Consider the following 16,935-nt stretch of genomic DNA (forward strand, 5'->3'; position numbering starts at 1 on the left):
AAGAGATGGGTGTGCGAATCGCTCTCAATGGATTTGGCCGCATTGGCCGCTACATGGCCCGCGTCCTTGCTGGCCGGGAAGATTTGGAGCTGGTGGCCGTCAATGCCCGGGGCGACAACGCTTCTTTGGCACATTTGCTCAAGTACGACTCCGTGCACGGGACCTTCCCGGGCGAGGTCGTGGCCACCGAGGATGGGTTCACCATCAACGGCCGGCTGGTGCGGGTGACCCGCAACGCCCCGGATGCCTGGGACTGGGCCTCCGTGGGGGCGGATATCGTGGTGGAGAGCACGGGCAAGTTCACTGACCGCGAGAGCTGCGAGCGTCATTTGGCGTGTGGGGCCAAGAAGGTGATCGTCTCGGCCCCGGCCAAAAATCCCGACATCACGGTGGTTATGGGCGTCAATGACGACGCCCTCACCGCCGAGCACCGCATCATCTCCAACGCCTCGTGCACCACCAACTGCCTGGCGCCGGTGGCCAAGGTGCTGCACACCACCTTTGGCATCAAACACGCCCTCATGACCACCATCCATTCCTACACCATGAGCCAGCGCATCCTGGACGGCACGCACAAGGATTTGCGCCGGGCCCGGGCTGGGGCCATGAACATTCTGCCCACCACTACGGGCGCGGCTCGGGCGGTGACCCTGGTGATCCCGGAGCTTGCGGGCAAGCTCGACGGCATGGCCGTGCGCGTCCCCACCCCCAATGTCTCGTTGGTGGACCTGGTGGCTGAGGTGGAGCGGCCCACCACCGCAGCCGAGGTCAACGCCGCCCTCAAGGCTGCGGCCGCTGGCCCGGAAGGCGGCCCCATGGGCTATACGGAACTGCCTTTGGTCTCCATGGACTATGTGGGCAGCCCCTACGGCGGAGTGGTGGACGGCCTGTGTACGGCAGTCATGGACGGCACCATGATGAAGGTCATCGTCTGGTACGACAACGAGGCCGGTTTTACCCACCAATTGGTACGGCTCACCGCCAAGGTGGCCGCGTTGCTCTAATTGTCGGCAATCCCGGGGCGGAAAGCATAGGATGCCTGGCTTCCGCCCTGCTTGTGTTCGCGATGCATACCTTTGTCCATCTCCATTGCCACACGGAATACAGCCTGTTGGACGGCGCCATCCGCTTGCGCGACCTTTGCGCCCGGGCCGTGGACTATGGCATGGGGGCTGCCGCCGTGACGGATCACGGCAATCTTTTTGCCGCACTGCCTTTTTACTTGGAAGCCAAGAAGCACGGCATCCGGCCGATTATCGGTTGCGAGGTGTACGTGACGGAGGACATGCGCGATCGCAGCGACAAAAAGCGTTTTCATCTGGTGCTGTTGGCGCAAAACCTCGTGGGCTACCACAACCTGGTCAGATTGGTTTCCGCAGGGTTCTTGGAGGGGTTTTACTACAAGCCGCGTGTGGACAAGGAGTGCCTCAAGCGCCATGCCGAGGGGCTCATTGCCTTGTCGGCCTGCATCAAGGGCGAGATCCCGTGGACCCTCACCCAGGTAGGCATGGATGCTGGTCTGGAAGTGGCGCGGCAGTATGCGGCCATTTTCCCGGGGCGTTTGTATCTGGAGCTCCAAGAAAATGGACTCCCGGAGCAGGAGGAGGCCAATACCCGGCTTCTGGAGGCCGCTTCCGCCTTGGGGCTGCCGCTGGTGGCCACCAATGACTGCCATTACCTGGAACGGGAAGACTTCGAGGCCCATGACGCTTTGCTGTGCATCGGCACCGGCAAGACCGTGGACACCCCCGGCCGACTGCGCTTTTCGTCCGATACGTTTTACTTCCGCCCCCCGGAGGAGATGGAAGCGGCCTTTGCCCACGTGCCCGAGGCCTTGGAAAACGCCGTCCGCATTGCGGACCTCTGCCAGGTGGAGTTCGATCTCGGCCGCCATCATTTTCCGGTCTATACCGCGCCGGAAGGCCGTTCCATGGAGGAGGAGTTCCAGCGCCTGGCCCGCGAGGGACTGGAAGCGCGGTTGCGCCAGCTCCCGTATGCGGTGGATCCCCAGGAATATCGCGACCGCTTGGAGCATGAGCTTTCTGTCATCACGGAAAAAGGTTTCGCCCCGTATTTTCTCATTGTGCAGGACTTCATCAATTGGGCCAAAAGTCAGGGTATTCCGGTGGGCCCAGGTCGTGGCTCCGCGGCCGGCTCCCTGGTGGCCTACGCCCTGCGCATCACCGACCTCGACCCCATCCGCTACCGCCTCTACTTCGAGCGTTTTCTCAATGCCGAGCGGGCCTCGCTGCCGGATATCGACGTGGATTTCTGCTACAACCGCCGCGACGAGGTCATTCGGTATGTGACGGAAAAATACGGCGCGGACCGGGTGGCGCAGATCGTGGCCTTTGGCACCATGAAGGCCAAGGGCGTGGTGCGGGATGTGGCCCGGGTGCTTGGGATCCCGCTCAAGGACGCCGACCGGGTGGCGAAACTCATCCCCGATGACCTCAAGATGACCTTGGACAAGGCCCTGGAGCAGGAGCCGGAACTGCGGGCCCTGGTGGAAAACGACCCGGTCTTTGCCAAGCTCTTCCATATCTCCCGCCGCCTCGAGGGCCTTGCCCGGCACCCGTCCCAGCATGCGGCAGGCATCGTCATCTCCCGCGAACCCATGGTGGAGTACCTTCCCCTGCATGTGGGCAAGAACGGCGAAGTGGTCACCCAGTTCGACATGAAGAAAGTGGAGATGGTGGGGCTCATCAAGTTCGATTTCTTGGGCCTCAAGACCCTGACCGTGATCCACGACGCGTTGCGCCTCATCGCCCAGGGGGGAGGGACCCCGCCGGACCTGGAGACCTTGCCTCTGGACGATGCGGCCACCTACGCGCTCTTGTGCCGGGGCGAGACCGACGGCGTGTTCCAGCTGGAATCCGAAGGTATGCGCCGGGTGCTCCGCAGCCTCAAGCCTTCGTGCTTCGAGGACATCATCGCCTTGCTCGCCCTCTACCGCCCGGGGCCGCTGGAAAGCGGCATGGTGGACGACTTCATCGACCGCAAGCATGGCCGTAAGCCCATCGAATACGCCTATCCCGAGCTGGCGTCCCGCCTGCACCCCATCCTGGAGGACACCTACGGCGTGATCCTCTACCAGGAGCAGGTCATGAAGATCGCCTCGGAACTGGCCAACTACTCCATGGGCGAGGGCGACATCCTGCGCCGGGCCATGGGTAAGAAGAACCCCGAAGAAATGGCCAAGCAGCGCTCGCGGTTTCTCTCCGGCGCCCGGGAAAACGGCATCAGCGAAGAGGCCGCAGGCTGGATCTTCGACCTCATGGAGAAGTTCGCCGGTTACGGCTTCAACAAGGCCCATAGCGCCGCCTACGCCCTTATTTCCTACCAAACGGCGTATCTCAAAGCGCATTTTCCGGCGGAGTTCATGGCCGCCACCATTACTTCCGAGGTGTCCAACTCCGACAAGGTCCTGGCGCATATCAATGCCTGCCGCGACATGGGGCTCACCATCCTGCCGCCGGACGTGAACCAGAGCCGCTACGAGTTCACTGTGGAAGCAGGGGCGGTGCGCTACGGGCTCTCCGGGATCAAGGGGGTGGGCGAGGCCGCAGTGCAGGGCATGGTGGCGGAACGGGACGCCCACGGTCCCTTTGCCAGCCTGCTGGATTTTTGCTGCCGGGTGGATTTGCGCAAGGCCAACAAAAAGGTGCTCGAAGCCCTCATCAAGGCCGGGGCCATGGACACCTTTGGCTGCCACCGGGGACTGCTGCTTGCAGCCGTGGAGCCGGTCATGGCCATGGCCCAGCGTCAGGCCAAGCGCAAGCGCTCCGGCCAGCTTTCCTTTGCGGCCGTGGTGGATGCCTCCACGTGCCGCCTGACCGGCATTGGCGCGGACGTCCCCATAGAAGGTGCGGTCCGCGTCCCGGATGACGCGGAAAAGCTGCGTATGGAAAAGGAGGCCTTGGGGTTTTATCTCATGGGGCACCCCCTGGAGCCGTACCGGGAGGAGCTGCGGCGCATGGACCTGACGCCGCTGGCTGCGTGCGCGGAGCTTGGGGAAGGCACGCCGGTGCGGGTGGCGCTCCTGGTCACGGGACTCAAGGTCATCACCACCAAGCGGGGGGACCGCATGGCCTTTGCCGAGGTGGAAGACCTTTCCGGCTCCGGCGAGTTGGTGCTTTTCAGCGACGTCTTTGCCGCGTGCCGGGAGGTGCTCGCCGCCGAGGAGCCGATGCTGGTGGAGGCGGAGGTGGGCCGCATGGAGACGGACGAAAACGGCCAGGTGACGCGTGTGCAGCTCGTCGCCCGGGACATGCGGCTTTTGCGCGCCGCCGTGGCCGAGAGCGCGCAGCCGGTGCGGGTGGAAGTCCCCTTGGCGGACGCCGTGGACTGGGCGGGGCTCGCCCAGGTCTTTTCCCGCCACGCGGGCCCTGCCCCGGTGGTCCTCGAGGTGGTGGCCCCGGAATTCGTCTGTCAGCTGCAATGCGGCCCAGACGTGGGTGTGGCGGCGGGGCCCCAATTTTGGCGCGATCTTGAGAGCTGGCGAGGAGGGCGGTGATGGGGGTATGGCGACTGCGGGTGTGCGGGGGGTTTGCCGCTGCGCATCAGATTCTCCATTATGGCGGGCCATGCGAGGCCCTGCATGGCCACAACTTTGCCGTAGAGGTGGAGGTGGAGGGCCGTGCGTTGGACCCCAAGACCGGCATGCTCATGGATTTCAAGGAGCTCAAAAGGCATCTGGCGGCGGTGACGGAGGGATTGGACCACACCCATGTCAATGCACTGCCGGAGTTTGCCGGGGTGAGCCCTTCCTCGGAACGCTTGGCGGAATACATCTTCCGCCGCCTTGCCGCGCGTCTTGAGGGATTTGGGGTGCGTCTGGTGCGGGTGCTCGTTTCGGAAAATACTGGCGCTGCGGCGGAGTATCGGGAGGAGTAGCGTGGCGCAGGCTTCACCTGGGTTTGATGCGCCCGTGCGGGTCATGGTGGTGGACCGCGATCCGGTGCTGCGCCGCTTGGTGCGCCACGCCCTGGACGCGCGCTTCACCCTCGCCGAAACCCAGGACGGCTTCGATGCCTTGGATGCCTATTTGGAAGAGCGCTTCGACATCATGGTGATCGGCGAGCGCCTGGGCTCCTGTGACGCCCGGCAGGTGGTGGAGTACATCCGGGGGCAGGCCAACGACAGCCGTACGTTCATCGTGGTGTTTTTCTGGGACCTTTCGCCGGTCGGGGAGTTCGCCTTGCTCCACGCCGGGGCCAATGAGTGCTTGCGCCTGCCGTTTTACCGGGAGGTCTTTCGCGCGCGTATGGAGGTGGCCCTGCGCCACATCCGCATGACCCAGCAACTCGAGCAGGCCTACATGCGCATCGAGGCGCAGATGCGGACCGTGGCGGCCCTGCAGAAAAAGCTCGTGCCCTCCTTGGCGCAGGAAGTGCCGGGTTTTCGGGTGCGGCACCTCTACCAGCCCTCCGGCCTGGCCAGTGGAGATTATTACGATTGTTTGTCCTTGCCCTCGGGAGGCGTGCGGGTGGTGATGGCGGATGTGTCCGGCCACGGGGCCCGGGCGGCCTTCATCATGGCCATGGTGCGTACGGTGGTGCGCGCAGGCACGGCCCGGGGAGCGAGCATCGAGTATATCCTTGCCACCACCAACACCCAGCTCCTGGAAACCGTGGGGGATGAGTCGGATTTTGTGACCATCTTTCTTGCGGACGTGGACCCGACACTGGGGCAGCTGCGCTTTGCCAATGCCGGCCATTGTCCGGGGCTGTTGCGCGTGGGCGCGCGGGTGGAACCGTTGGGCGCGTCCACTCCCATGCTCGGATTTTTCCCTTTGGAGTTTCGCGTTGAGGAGCGGCCGTTTCCGCCGGGATCGGGCCTGTTGCTCTACACCGACGGGCTGTACGAGTGGGAGATGGCCTCCGGCGAGCAGCTGGGGGTGGAGCGGTTCGTGGAACTCGCCAGCGAGGTGATTTGCGAGCCCACGGTGTATCTGGACGCCTTGATGCACCGGCTGGAAGAAGCGGGCGAGATATCGCCGGTATTTACCGATGACCTGACGGCCCTGTGGGTGGAGACGGATCCCGCCTGGCGCAGCGTGGTCTTCCGCACGCAGGCGGCGCCGGCCGAGGTGCGTCAGGTGGTCCGTCGGGCGATGGAGTGGACCGCGCAGATGCCGCCGGAGATGCGGGCGGCGGTGGAGCTTGCCATGGTGGAAGCGTGCGCCAATGTCGTCCGGTATGCATACGGCGAGGAAGGTGGCGTCCTCGAGTTGCGGGTGGCGGTGGCCCCTGGGAGCTTGGTGCGTTTTCAGGTGGTGGACCATGGCCGCCCCTTTGATCCCCCGGAGCGCTGGGGGCTGCCGGAGGCCACATCCACGTCGGGACGAGGACTTTTTCTCATTCATACCCTCATGGACCGCGTGCATTATGGGCGTGTGGAGGGGGCCAATGTGTTGACCTTGGAAAAACGATGGGAGGGCGCATGCCAGAATTGCGTATAGAGACCAAAGGCACCGAGGTGTGGGTGCGCTATGACGGGGAGATCACCTTTGACGTGGTGGAGGACCTCAAGGCCCGCATGGAGACGGTGTTTGCCGCCCCGCATTGGAAGACGCTCATTTTCGATTTGGAAGGGGTGGACTTCCTCGATAGTTCCGGCATCGGCTTTTTCGTCATCCTCAACAACCGCTGTTCCCAATCCGGGCAGAAGCTCATCCTCTTCCGCTTGCGGCCGCAGCTGCGCAAGACCTTGGCCCTCGTCAATATGTTGCACTTTTTTTGCATAGCCGACGACGAGGACGATGTGGACGCCAACCTCGTGGACTAGCCCATGCCCTATTTCCTCAAGCACCATTTTGATCCCGATTTCGACCACTTGAACCTCAAACCGCGCCAGCGGGAAGACGGCTCCGTGGACCACCAGAACATGGGCTACGTGCAGAATGTCATCGAGGGCCAGGTGCTGGCGGAGATGGTTCCCATCTCCGAAGAGGCGGCGCGGGCCTTGCCGCCGCAGTCGGTGTTTGCCGAGCCTCGTTTCCCCATGGGCCGCAACTGCGCGGTGCACCCGCAAAATCCCCTGCAGCTTTTGGCCTCGGCCAATGGGTATGTCTTTTACGACGGCGGTCTCATCCATGTGAAGCGGGTGCTCAACGTGCGCCAGGACGTGGGGGTGCGCACGGGCAACATCCAATTTGTGGGGGATGTCATCGTCCATGGCTCGGTGCGCGCAGGCTTTGAACTGGTGGGGCGGGACGTGCGGGTGCAGGAGGGTGTGGAAGCGGCCACCGTGCAGGCGGGCGGCAATCTGCAGGTGGACGGCGGGGTGCGCGGTGCCGGGCTGCTGCGGGCCGGCAAGAACATCCGGGTGGGGTTTTGTGAGAACGCGACCCTCTGGGCCGGGGACTCCATCCTGGTGGACAAGGTCTGCATGCATGCCCAGGTGTTTTGCCAGCGCAAACTGGCGGTGCGCGACCGGCTGGTGGGCGGGCGCATCTGCTGCCAGGCGGTGGTGTTTGTGGGCGGGCAACTGGGCGGCGGGCTGGGCACCCCCACGGAGTTGGTGCTCGGTTTCGATGCCGAACTCATGGGCGAGGTGGAGCGCTTGGAGCGGGAACTTGCCCGCTTGGGGCCGGTGAGCAGAGAGTTGCAGCGGGAAATGGCCAAAAATGCCACCTATGCCGCGGAATACGCCCCGCGCCTGGCCACTGTGGAGCGCAAGATGCGCGCTTTGCAGAACAAGGTGGTGGGCATGCGCGAGCGGCTCCACGAGCGCTTTTTTGCCCGTGCCATGGTGGTGGCGCCCGGCGAGGTGCGGCCTGGGGTCACCATCTCCATGGGCACCGCCCGGCTGCAGGTGAATGATTTTTTGCGCAACGTGCGCTTTGAGTTGGCGGACAACGAGATTGTCGTGCGCAGCCCAGCCCTCGGCAAGAAAGAGTAAGTACCATAAGGTGACCTATGGATATCGGAACCCTTATCGGCATTGTCGCAGCGTTTGGCCTGATTTTTGGATCCATCCTCATGGGCGGGAGCATCGGCCCTTACGTCGATATCCCTTCTGTGCTTATCGTGTTCGGCGGCACCGTGGCCGTGACCTTCATCATGTACCCCATGGGCGCGGTATTGGGCATGGTGAAGGTCATGCTCAAGGCCTTTTTTGCCAAGGACCCAGACCCCAAAGAGCTCATCAAGAAGATCGTGGAACTGGCGGAACTTGCCCGACGCGAGAGCCTCGTGGCCCTGGAGAAGGCCAGTGTGGACGATCCCTTTCTCAAGAAAGGGGTGCTCCTCGTGGCGGACGGCACCCAGGAGGGGCTGGTGCGCTCGGTGCTGGAGACGGAGATCAACTTCATGCGCCAGCGCCATGGTTCCGGCCAAGCCATCCTCAAGAGCATGGGCTCCATGGCCCCGGCCTTTGGCATGATCGGCACCCTCATCGGCCTGGTGGCCATGCTCCAGACATTGAGCGATCCTTCCGCCATCGGTCCGGCCATGGCCGTGGCCTTGCTCACCACCCTCTACGGTGCGGTGCTCGCCAACGTCATCTTCATCCCCATCGCCACCAAGCTGGGCGAGCGTTCCGCGGCCGAGACCTTCTACATGGAGATCGCCGTGGAAGGCATCTTGTCGGTGCTGCGTGGGGAAAATCCGAGAATCATCCAGGATAAGCTGGAGGCGTTCCTGGCCCCGGCCTTGCGCGAAGGGAGCAAGTAATGTCCGAGGAAGCCCCCAAGAAATGTCCGGAGTGCGTGTGTCCCGACGGCTTGCCCGAGTGGCTGGCCACCTTTGGGGACCTCATGTCCTTGCTGTTGACCTTCTTCATCCTGCTCCTTTCCTTTGCCAACATGGATGTCCAGAAATTCAAGGACATGATGGGCTCCATCCGGGATGCCTTTGGCGTGCAGACCGAGCGACCGCTGGACACATACGTGGCGTACTCTCCCTCGCAGTACGAGCGCGAGGAGGTGAAGCTCGACACCGAGTCGCGCAAGATCATGCAGCTTTCGCTGCAGATCTCCGCCATGTTCCAGGAGGATGCGAATCTCGCCAAGCAGGCCCAGGTGACCCCGGACGACAAAGGCGTCTTGGTACGGGTGGGAAGCGGTGCCCTGTTCGCCCCAGGATCGGCAGCGATCAAGCCCGACGCCACCCGCATTCTGGAGGAGGTCATCACCATCCTCGTCAACTTCAATTTCGATGTGGTGGTGCGCGGGCATACCGACGACTCCGAGCCCCTGGGGGGCTTTGGGTCCTACTGGGAGCTGTCTGCAGCCCGGGCCGCAGCGGCCCTCAATTACATCGTCACCCATGGCCATATTGCGCCCTCGCGCCTCAAGGCAGTGGGCTATGCCGACACCCGGCCTTTGGTGCCCAATACCTCGGAGACCAACCGCGCCACCAACCGGCGGGTGGAATTCTATTTTCACCGCGCCGCAGAAAAGGGGGCCTGGTAGCCCATGCAGGTTTGGCCCGTGCCCAGGGAAGACGGCGCGCTCGTGGACGCCGTGGTGGAGGTGGCGGGCAAGCGCTGGCGCATGAACGGCCGCCGGGGACCGGCCCTGGAGGAAGATCTGTTGGCTGCGGCGCGGCCCCAGGAAGGCGAGGCCGTGGTCTTCTTGGGCGCGGGCCTGGGGGCGGGCATTGCCGCTGCCTTGCGCATGGGGCTGCCGGTGGCGGTGGTGGACAAGGAGACCGGGCTTGCCGAAGCCTTGGGTATCCGCCTTCCGCACGAGGTCTTGTGGTGCCGGCAGAGAGACCCCCAGGCCGTGCTCGCGGCCTTGACGCGCTGGCAGATGGACCTGGGAGGCCCGCCGCTGGTGCCCATCGTGCACCCGCTCTACGCCCGCCTGGATCCCGCCTTTTACCGCACCCTGGCCGAGCACCTGACCGCAAGCCGCAAGGCCTGCTTTTGGCAGCGCGCCCGGGCCCCGCGCCTCGGGAAAGACACACCGCGCATCCTTTTGGTGGCGAGCGCCTATTTTCTCCATGGGGAGCTGCTTTCCGCCTGCGCCCGCTTGGGGTACGCGGTGCGGGTGGTGGAGCTTCCCAGCCAAGAGGTGGGCAGGCAGGAGTTCGTGGAGGCCATCTTGCAGGCCGTAGTGGAGTTCCGGCCCCATTTCGCCCTCACCGTCAATCACTTGGGCGTGGACCGGGAAGGGGTGCTCACCGACCTCTTGGCCCGGCTGGAGCTCCCCCTGGCTTCGTGGTTCGTGGACGATCCGCACCTCATCATCGGGCTCTACCAGAGCGCGGTTTCGCCCTGGGTGGCCCTTTTTACCTGGGATGCGGACACGGTGGAGGGCCTGCGCGCCATGGGCTTTGCCCATGTGCGCTACCTGCCGCTGGGGACCGATCCCACCCGGTTTGCGCCCCAGGGCAGTGCCCGTCTCGACGTGGCCTTTGTGGGCAACTCCATGGTGCACAAGACCCGCACCCGTCAGGGGATCCTTCCCCGGGAGCTTACCTCCTGCATTCCTCAGGTGGCGCAAGGTTTTGCCCAAAGCCCCATCCGCACGGTGCGGGCCTATATGGCGCTCCACCATCCAGACATCGTGGCCCACATGGAGGCGCTGCCCACGGAAAGCCAGCTCGCCCTGGAGACCGCCATCACCTGGCATGCCACGCGCGACTGGCGGCATGCGTGTGTGCGCAGGCTTCTGCCCTTTCACCCCCACATCGTGGGGGACTCGGGGTGGCGGCGCCTGCTTCCGGCGCGCGGCTGGCACTACCATCCCGAGGTGAGTTACTATAGCGAGCTTCCCCAATGGTACCCGCAGGTACGGGTAAACTTCAACTGCACCAGTTTGCAGATGAAAGGGGCGGTGAACCAGCGGGTCTTCGATGTGCCGGCCTGCGGGGCCTTTCTGCTCACCGACTACCGCCGCCAGATGGAAGACCTGTTCACCTTGGGCCGGGAGGTGGTGTGCTACGGTGACCCGGAAGAAATTGGCGACTTGGTGCGCTATTATCTCGCCCACGACGCCCAGCGTCAGGCCGTCACCCAGGCCGCCCGCGAGCGGGTGCTTGCGGAACACACCTACGACGTGCGGCTTGCCACCTTGGTTTCCGCCATGCGGCAGTGGTATGGCACGTAGGTGGTGCCTCCAGCGTCTTTCCGGCACGTTGCGCCCCGGCGACCACGGTGCCTGCGGACCTGCGGCGCCGGGCCCCCGTCACGCCCATGGCTGAGCCTCTCGTTGTCCTGCAGATGCAGCGCTTGGGGGATGTGGTCCTCTCCTTCCCCCTGCTTTTGTGGCTCATGCGCACTTTTCCCGGCCATCCGCTGTGGCTGCGCGCAGAGCCGCAATTTGCCGCCCTGGCGCAGGGGCTTATGCCTTCCGGGGTGCGGCTTTTGGGCCCTGCAGACGATGCCGAGCTGCGCGCCACCCCGGCGCATCTCGTGCTTCACCTGGGGCATGCCGAGGCTGGGGCGGCCTTGGCCGGCGCCATCGTTGCCCAGCGGGTGCTGGGGCTTGTGCGCCGCGACGGGGTGCTGCGCATCCACGGATTTTGGCACCGCTACCGGGCAAGCCTGGTGCACGCCAACCGCCATAACCGCTTCCATTGGGCCGACCTCTACGCCCTGGACGTCGTGCCCAGGGAGCGCATGGCGGCCACCCGCTGGGATGCGCCGCGCCGTCCCCTTTCGGACAAGATCGGCCTGTTTCTCGGGGCGAGCACTGCGGCCAAGCGGCCGGATGCCGTCTTTTGGGCCGGGGTCTGCGGTCATCTGCGGCGTTTGGGTTTTGCCCCGGTGCTTTTGGGCGGCCCGGCGGAAAAACCCCTGGCCGAGGCGGTGCGCGGGCTGGTGCGCCGGCCGGTGCTCGATCTCTGCGGCGCCTTCAGCCTGGAGCGCCTGGCCTACTTCGGGCAGGAGCTGGCGCTGCTCATCACCCCGGATACCGGCCCCATGCACGTGGCGGCCTGGACCGGGCTGCGGGTCCTCAATGTGAGTTTGGGGCCGGTGTGGCCGTGGGACACCGGACCGTACCAGCCGGGGCACCTGGTGCTGCAGGCCGCCTGTTCGTGCCGCGGGTGCTGGGCGTGCACGCGGAAGGCCGAGCCCTGCCGCTCTCCCATGACCCCGCGTCAGGTGGCCCAGGTGGCTGCGGCTGCGGTGCAGGGCGCGCCGTGGCCATGTGTGCGGGGGCTGCGGCTTGCCCAAACGGGCCGGGACGCCCAGGGGCTGTACCTCCTGGAGCCGCAATGCGGCGCCGAGCCCTGCGCCCGGGAGCTTGTGTCCGGCTATTGGCGCGCCCTGTGGCTTGCCTGGGGCGCTGGGGGCGATGCGGCCTTTTGCCGCGCCATCCGCCAGCGGTTGTGGAGCGCCTATCCTGCCCTTGCCCGGGCCATTGCCCGCGAGAGCCTGCGCCTGGTGCGCTGGCTCTCCAGCACTTCGCCGCCCACCCCGCTTCCGTGGAACTCCTTTGTCCCCGCCCTGCGTCCTCTGGCAAGTTTCCTGGCCGTGAGCCTCGAAAACGAAGATTTTTCGCCAGCAAGCCTGCGTCATGCGGCCGAACTGGTAGAGCGCCACCTCGCCTGCTTTGCCCCGGAGGCTTGAGCCCGCGCATGGGGCGTTTGGAACGGCTTTTGATTGGTGTCCTCGGCAAAGGAGGCCACCATGCAATTTTTTCCCATCGCTTTGCAGCACGGCGGCGTGTTTTCCGTGCTGGCGGGCAAAGGAGCATCCGCCAAGGCCGGTTCCCTGTTTTCCCAGCTCTTGGGGCGCAGCACGGGCGCGCCTGCTGCGGGCCTGTGGGAGCATATCCTGGCGCTGCGCGAGCAAGGCGGCATTGACGACGACCTGTGGCAGCGCCTGACGGACTGGAAAAAGAGCGGCGAGGACGGCCGCTTGGGCGCGTGGCTGGCGCAGGTGTGCCCGGAGCTTTTGCCTGCGGGCTGGATTTCGCATTGCCGCCTGCAATCAGACCCTGCTGGAGCAGAACCGGTGTGCCCGGAGACCTTGCCTGCCGGCCGGATTTCGTCTTCCGGGGTTTCCATGGAGCAGGTGGACAGTGCGGTCGCGATGCACGACGACGCTCAGGCCGCTGTATCCGCCAAACAGGGGGCAGCGTCCCTCTGGGCGGCCCAGGGGAAAAAATTTCGTGGGACCAACGGCCAATGGATCCACGGCAGGCAAGATGCTGGGGCGCACCAAGAAAAGCCCCTGGACGCGGGCAAGGATCTTCCTGTGGCGCAGGAGGCTTCGGCATCGTCGCGTGCCCATGGAGCGAATGGGTGGGCCGGAAAAGTCAAGGGGGCTGATGCTTTGGGGCACGAAGGCGCCGCCGCTTTGCGGACCGCATCCCGACCGGCGAGTTCGGTCTTCGGTGCCACTGGGCAAGAAGCCATGGATGCCGTGCGCAGTGAGGCTGCGGACGGGGCCCAAAAGCCAGGGTCTTGGGCGGCGCATGGGGGGCACTTCGCCGCAAAGGATGGGCTCGGGCAAAGCCCACGCGGGAACATGGGGCATGGGGAGCCCCCTTCGCTCTCCCCTGTGGAGGGTCTGTGGCAGGCGACGTCCAAGAAGGTCGGGCAATCTCTCGAGGCCCAAAGCCTGGCAGGCGAACCCGAGGCGCGGCGCCCGGGCAGATCTGGGGATGAAGACCGCATCCGTTCCGAGCACAGGCGCAGCAGCCTCGAGGCGGCCTGGGTGGAGGACCCCCAGGAGCTGAGCCCCCGCGCGGTGCCTTTGCGCGGCAGCGGTTTCGGGGCAAAGGAGGGGAGGCCCGAGCACCAGTCGCCTGACGAACGTCGGGGGCAAAGGCCCCTGGCCGCGCAGGGCGGGCAGAGCACAGGCGCCGAAGGGGCTGGCGCCGCGGCCTTCTCCCCCGCAGGGCCGGTGGCCTCCCGCGCCGAGGCCCTGGCGCCTTCCATCGTGGAGCAGACGGCGCAGGCCATGGTGCGGCAGCTCTCTCCGGGCATCAAGCAGCTCACCATCCAGATCGAACCCCAGGACCTGGGGCCCATCCACGTGGCCCTGCAGGTGCGCGGCGGCGAGGTCCACGCCGTGCTGCGGCCGGCGCACCCGGAAACCAGCCAGATCCTAAACGCCCACCTGCCCAGCTTACGTCAGGAGCTGGAGCGGCAGGGGTTTCAGGTGGCGCGCCTGGACGTGCAGGCCGGTCTTGCGGACTTGGGCTCCCACAACGCCTGGGATGGGGCCAGCCAGCACCAGCGCCCGCAGGGGGACGGCGCGGGCACTGGGTTTTGGTGGCGGCGCTCCGTGGTCCCGGAGGAATCGTTGGCGCGCAATCTGCAAGAGGAGAGGACACCCGGCCTGCACACGGCACTTCGTGCCGACGGGGCTGTGGATCTCTTTGCGTGAGGCATCCGTATGATCGAATCCATCCTGCACAACCAAGGGGCTTTTGCCGGCAGCGAGGCCAAAGGCTCCAAGGCCCTGGACAAGGACGCCTTCTTGCGCCTGCTGGTCACCCAGCTCCAGCATCAGGACCCCTTGAACCCCATGGATGACAAGCAGTTCATCGCCCAATTGGCGCAGTTTTCCAGCCTCGAGCAGATGAACAACATTGCAGCGGGCATCACCAAGCTCACGGAGCAGGCGGCAAGCCAGGACATGCTCTCCGCCGCGGCCTTCATGGGCAAAGAGGTGGTGGCCGCAGGAAGCGGCCTGTCCAAGGAAAAGGGCGCGGTCTCCAGCGTGGATTTCACCCTGCAGGGCACCGCCACCGAGGTACAGGTCTTTGTGTATGACAGCAGCAACAACCTGGTGCGCACGGAAAAACTTTCCGGCCGTGCCGCCGGTACCTATTCCTACGCTTGGGACGGCAAGGACGACCAAGGCACTAGCCTGCCCGATGGCCGCTACAGCGTGACCTTTGCCGCCACCGATGCCGAGGGCACACCGGTGCTCGTGTCCACGGCCGTCTCCGGCCGGGTCACGGCCGTGGAGCGTACCGAAGACGGCGTCACCCGGCTGCGTCTGGCCGATGGTCGTACCGTGGCCTTGAGCGACGTGCGTACCGTGACGGAAACGAGCACTGCTGCCACAGAGCAGGAGTAAGAAGAAGAGGAGGGACCTATGGGCCTGTCAGCTTCCATGTATGCGGGGACCAGTGGACTGCGTGTCCACGGTGAGGACATGTCGGTCATCGGCAACAATATCTCCAATATCTCCACCATCGGGTTCAAGGCCTCGCGCTCGTACTTCGAGGACACCTTGAGCCAGACCATCTCCGTGGCCAACGGCGTGGGGCAGGTGGGCCGTGGCGTGGCCATGGGCGCGGTCATGGGGGATTTCTCCCAGGGCTCTTTGGAGACCACCAACGAGGCCACGGATTTGGCCATTGGCGGGAACGGCTTCTTCGTCGTGGTCCCGCCTGGGGAAGAGACCAACTACTACACCCGGGCCGGCTCGTTCCGCTTCGACAAAGACGGCTATCTCGTGGACCCCCATGGCTACCGGTTGCAGGGCTGGGCCATCCAATCGGACGACACGAGCGAGGTGGTGTCCACCACCGAGACGTCCGCCCCCAGCGCCACGGTGAAGATCGTGGGCGTGCCCACGGACATCAAGCTGGAGAACTTCCAGTCGCCCCCCCAGGCCACCAGTCGGGTGGACCTCATCTTGAACCTCGATTCCCGGGCCGTGGACCGCTCCGTGGAGGATGGGGACCCGCCAACCACGACCCCGTTTGATGGCACGCCCTTTACCGCCATGTTCGACGCCTACGACGCCAACTCCGTGGACGGTGTTCCTTTGGGCGATGCCCGCTATGCCTACCAGACCACCATCAAGGTCTATGACGAAAACGGCGGCGCCCATAACCTTACCGTGTACATGGACCCCATCAACGACCCTGACGTGACGGACAATGCTGGGGGCAAGCGCTATTGGGAATACATCGTGGCCGTGCCCCCCAATGAGGACAACCGGGAGTTTTGGGCGGTGCAGACCGATACCTCCAAGCGGGGCATCCTCATGGCCGGCACCCTGACCTTCAATGCCACCGGTGAGCTGGAAGGCATGAGCGCCTTTACCATCAATAACCCCTACAACGGCACGGGCGGCACGGAACCGACGCCTGGCCCCCCGCCCACAGCGGGGACGTTTGCCACCGATGCCAGCGCCATCACCAACTGGACGCCGGCCAATTTTTCCAAGAACGGATTTCCCGTATGCACCGCCAACTTCTTGGGCAAGGCCAATGGCAGCATCACGGCTACGGACGATAGTGCGGCGACGCCCAATATTCCGCCCAAGGATCTTACTTTGACGGACAACTCTCCGGCCAACATCGAGATCAATTTCGGACTGCGCAACAAGGCCACCAACTGGTCCGGAGGCTTGGCTACTTTGGATGCACTCAGGCAATTGATGCAGACCGGCAATAGCGGCGGCCCGGTGACGACACCGGCCCAGATGCAGGCGGCCCTTGCCACCATCAACAATTTTGCCTCGGTGGAGGCCAATGCCCTGCGCACCACGAGCTACAGCTCGGCGTCCACCACGGTGTACCAGTCCCAGAACGGCTATGCCGCGGGCTTTCTCCAGAGTATCTCCGTGGACCGGGATGGCGTGCTCACCGGCCGCTACTCCAATGGGCAGGTGCAGCAACTCTACGCCCTGACCCTGGCCACCTTCAACAACAACTACGGCCTGTACCGGGAGGGCGGCAATCTCTTCTCCGAGACCCGCGCCTCGGGCCCGGCCATCACCGGCCTGGCCAATACCGGCGGCAAGGGGAGTATCGCCTCCAACGCCCTGGAGCAGTCCAACGTGGACCTTGCCACGGAATTCGTGAAGATGATCACCACGGAAAAGGGCTTCCAGGCCAATTCCAAGACCATCACCACCACGGAAAACCTCATGAACACCCTCATCCAGCTCAAGCGCTAAGACCTGGAGGACAGGCCAACACAAAACCCCGGGGCTTGCCGGGGTTTTTTTGTGCTGGTGGCGGGGCTGATGGCAGTGGCATGGTCCATCACGATTACTGCATGGTGC

At 64.8% G+C, this 16,935-nt stretch carries 13 protein-coding genes; all 13 read left to right on the forward strand.

Translation table 11 applies throughout. The annotated features are described in order from the left end of the window. Positions 1-5: 5 nt before the first annotated feature. The 13 genes from gap to QMF81_RS03810 all read left to right on the forward strand — a co-directional run bounded on the left by gap (position 6) and on the right by QMF81_RS03810 (position 16,827). On the forward strand, positions 6-1,004 hold the full coding sequence (gene gap, locus QMF81_RS03750; RefSeq protein ID WP_281752143.1) for a type I glyceraldehyde-3-phosphate dehydrogenase: 999 nt from the start codon (positions 6-8) through the stop codon (positions 1,002-1,004). 62 nt (positions 1,005-1,066) lie between these two features. Then, positions 1,067-4,516 carry a DNA polymerase III subunit alpha gene (dnaE, locus tag QMF81_RS03755; protein WP_281752146.1) on the forward strand — a complete coding sequence of 1,150 codons (3,450 nt, stop codon included), beginning with the start codon at positions 1,067-1,069 and terminating at the stop codon, positions 4,514-4,516. Next, on the forward strand, positions 4,516-4,896 hold the full coding sequence (locus QMF81_RS03760; RefSeq protein WP_281752148.1) for a 6-carboxytetrahydropterin synthase: 381 nt from the start codon (positions 4,516-4,518) through the stop codon (positions 4,894-4,896). Before dnaE ends, QMF81_RS03760 begins: the two co-directional genes overlap by 1 nt. Position 4,897: 1 nt before the next feature. Continuing rightward, positions 4,898-6,463 carry a SpoIIE family protein phosphatase gene (locus QMF81_RS03765; RefSeq protein ID WP_281752150.1) on the forward strand — a complete coding sequence of 522 codons (1,566 nt, stop codon included), beginning with the start codon at positions 4,898-4,900 and terminating at the stop codon, positions 6,461-6,463. Next, positions 6,445-6,789 carry an STAS domain-containing protein gene (locus QMF81_RS03770; RefSeq protein ID WP_281752152.1) on the forward strand — a complete coding sequence of 115 codons (345 nt, stop codon included), beginning with the start codon at positions 6,445-6,447 and terminating at the stop codon, positions 6,787-6,789. Before QMF81_RS03765 ends, QMF81_RS03770 begins: the two co-directional genes overlap by 19 nt. A gap of 3 nt (positions 6,790-6,792) precedes the next feature. Further along, a complete protein-coding gene (locus QMF81_RS03775) occupies positions 6,793-7,905 on the forward strand; it encodes a FapA family protein (protein WP_281752153.1) in 1,113 nt (370 codons plus the stop codon). A gap of 17 nt (positions 7,906-7,922) precedes the next feature. Continuing rightward, positions 7,923-8,678: a MotA/TolQ/ExbB proton channel family protein gene (locus QMF81_RS03780; RefSeq protein ID WP_281752155.1), complete on the forward strand. Its 756-nt coding sequence runs from the start codon at positions 7,923-7,925 to the stop codon at positions 8,676-8,678. Continuing rightward, on the forward strand, positions 8,678-9,418 hold the full coding sequence (locus QMF81_RS03785) for an OmpA family protein (RefSeq protein ID WP_281752157.1): 741 nt from the start codon (positions 8,678-8,680) through the stop codon (positions 9,416-9,418). The genes QMF81_RS03780 and QMF81_RS03785 overlap by 1 nt, the downstream gene beginning before the upstream one ends. 3 nt (positions 9,419-9,421) lie before the next feature. After that, a complete protein-coding gene (locus QMF81_RS03790; protein ID WP_281752159.1) occupies positions 9,422-11,059 on the forward strand; it encodes a glycosyltransferase in 1,638 nt (545 codons plus the stop codon). Between the two features lie 86 nt (positions 11,060-11,145). Then, a complete protein-coding gene (locus QMF81_RS03795) occupies positions 11,146-12,525 on the forward strand; it encodes a glycosyltransferase family 9 protein (RefSeq protein WP_281752161.1) in 1,380 nt (459 codons plus the stop codon). Positions 12,526-12,585: 60 nt separating this feature from the next. Next, positions 12,586-14,292 carry a flagellar hook-length control protein FliK gene (locus QMF81_RS03800; protein WP_281752163.1) on the forward strand — a complete coding sequence of 569 codons (1,707 nt, stop codon included), beginning with the start codon at positions 12,586-12,588 and terminating at the stop codon, positions 14,290-14,292. A gap of 9 nt (positions 14,293-14,301) precedes the next feature. After that, on the forward strand, positions 14,302-14,991 hold the full coding sequence (locus QMF81_RS03805) for a flagellar hook assembly protein FlgD (RefSeq protein WP_281752165.1): 690 nt from the start codon (positions 14,302-14,304) through the stop codon (positions 14,989-14,991). An 18-nt stretch (positions 14,992-15,009) separates the two neighbouring features. Next, a complete protein-coding gene (locus QMF81_RS03810) occupies positions 15,010-16,827 on the forward strand; it encodes a flagellar hook protein FlgE (RefSeq protein WP_281752167.1) in 1,818 nt (605 codons plus the stop codon). Positions 16,828-16,935 lie beyond the last annotated feature (108 nt).

Source organism: Thermodesulfomicrobium sp. WS (assembly GCF_027925145.1).
Lineage (GTDB): Bacteria > Desulfobacterota > Desulfovibrionia > Desulfovibrionales > Desulfomicrobiaceae > Thermodesulfomicrobium.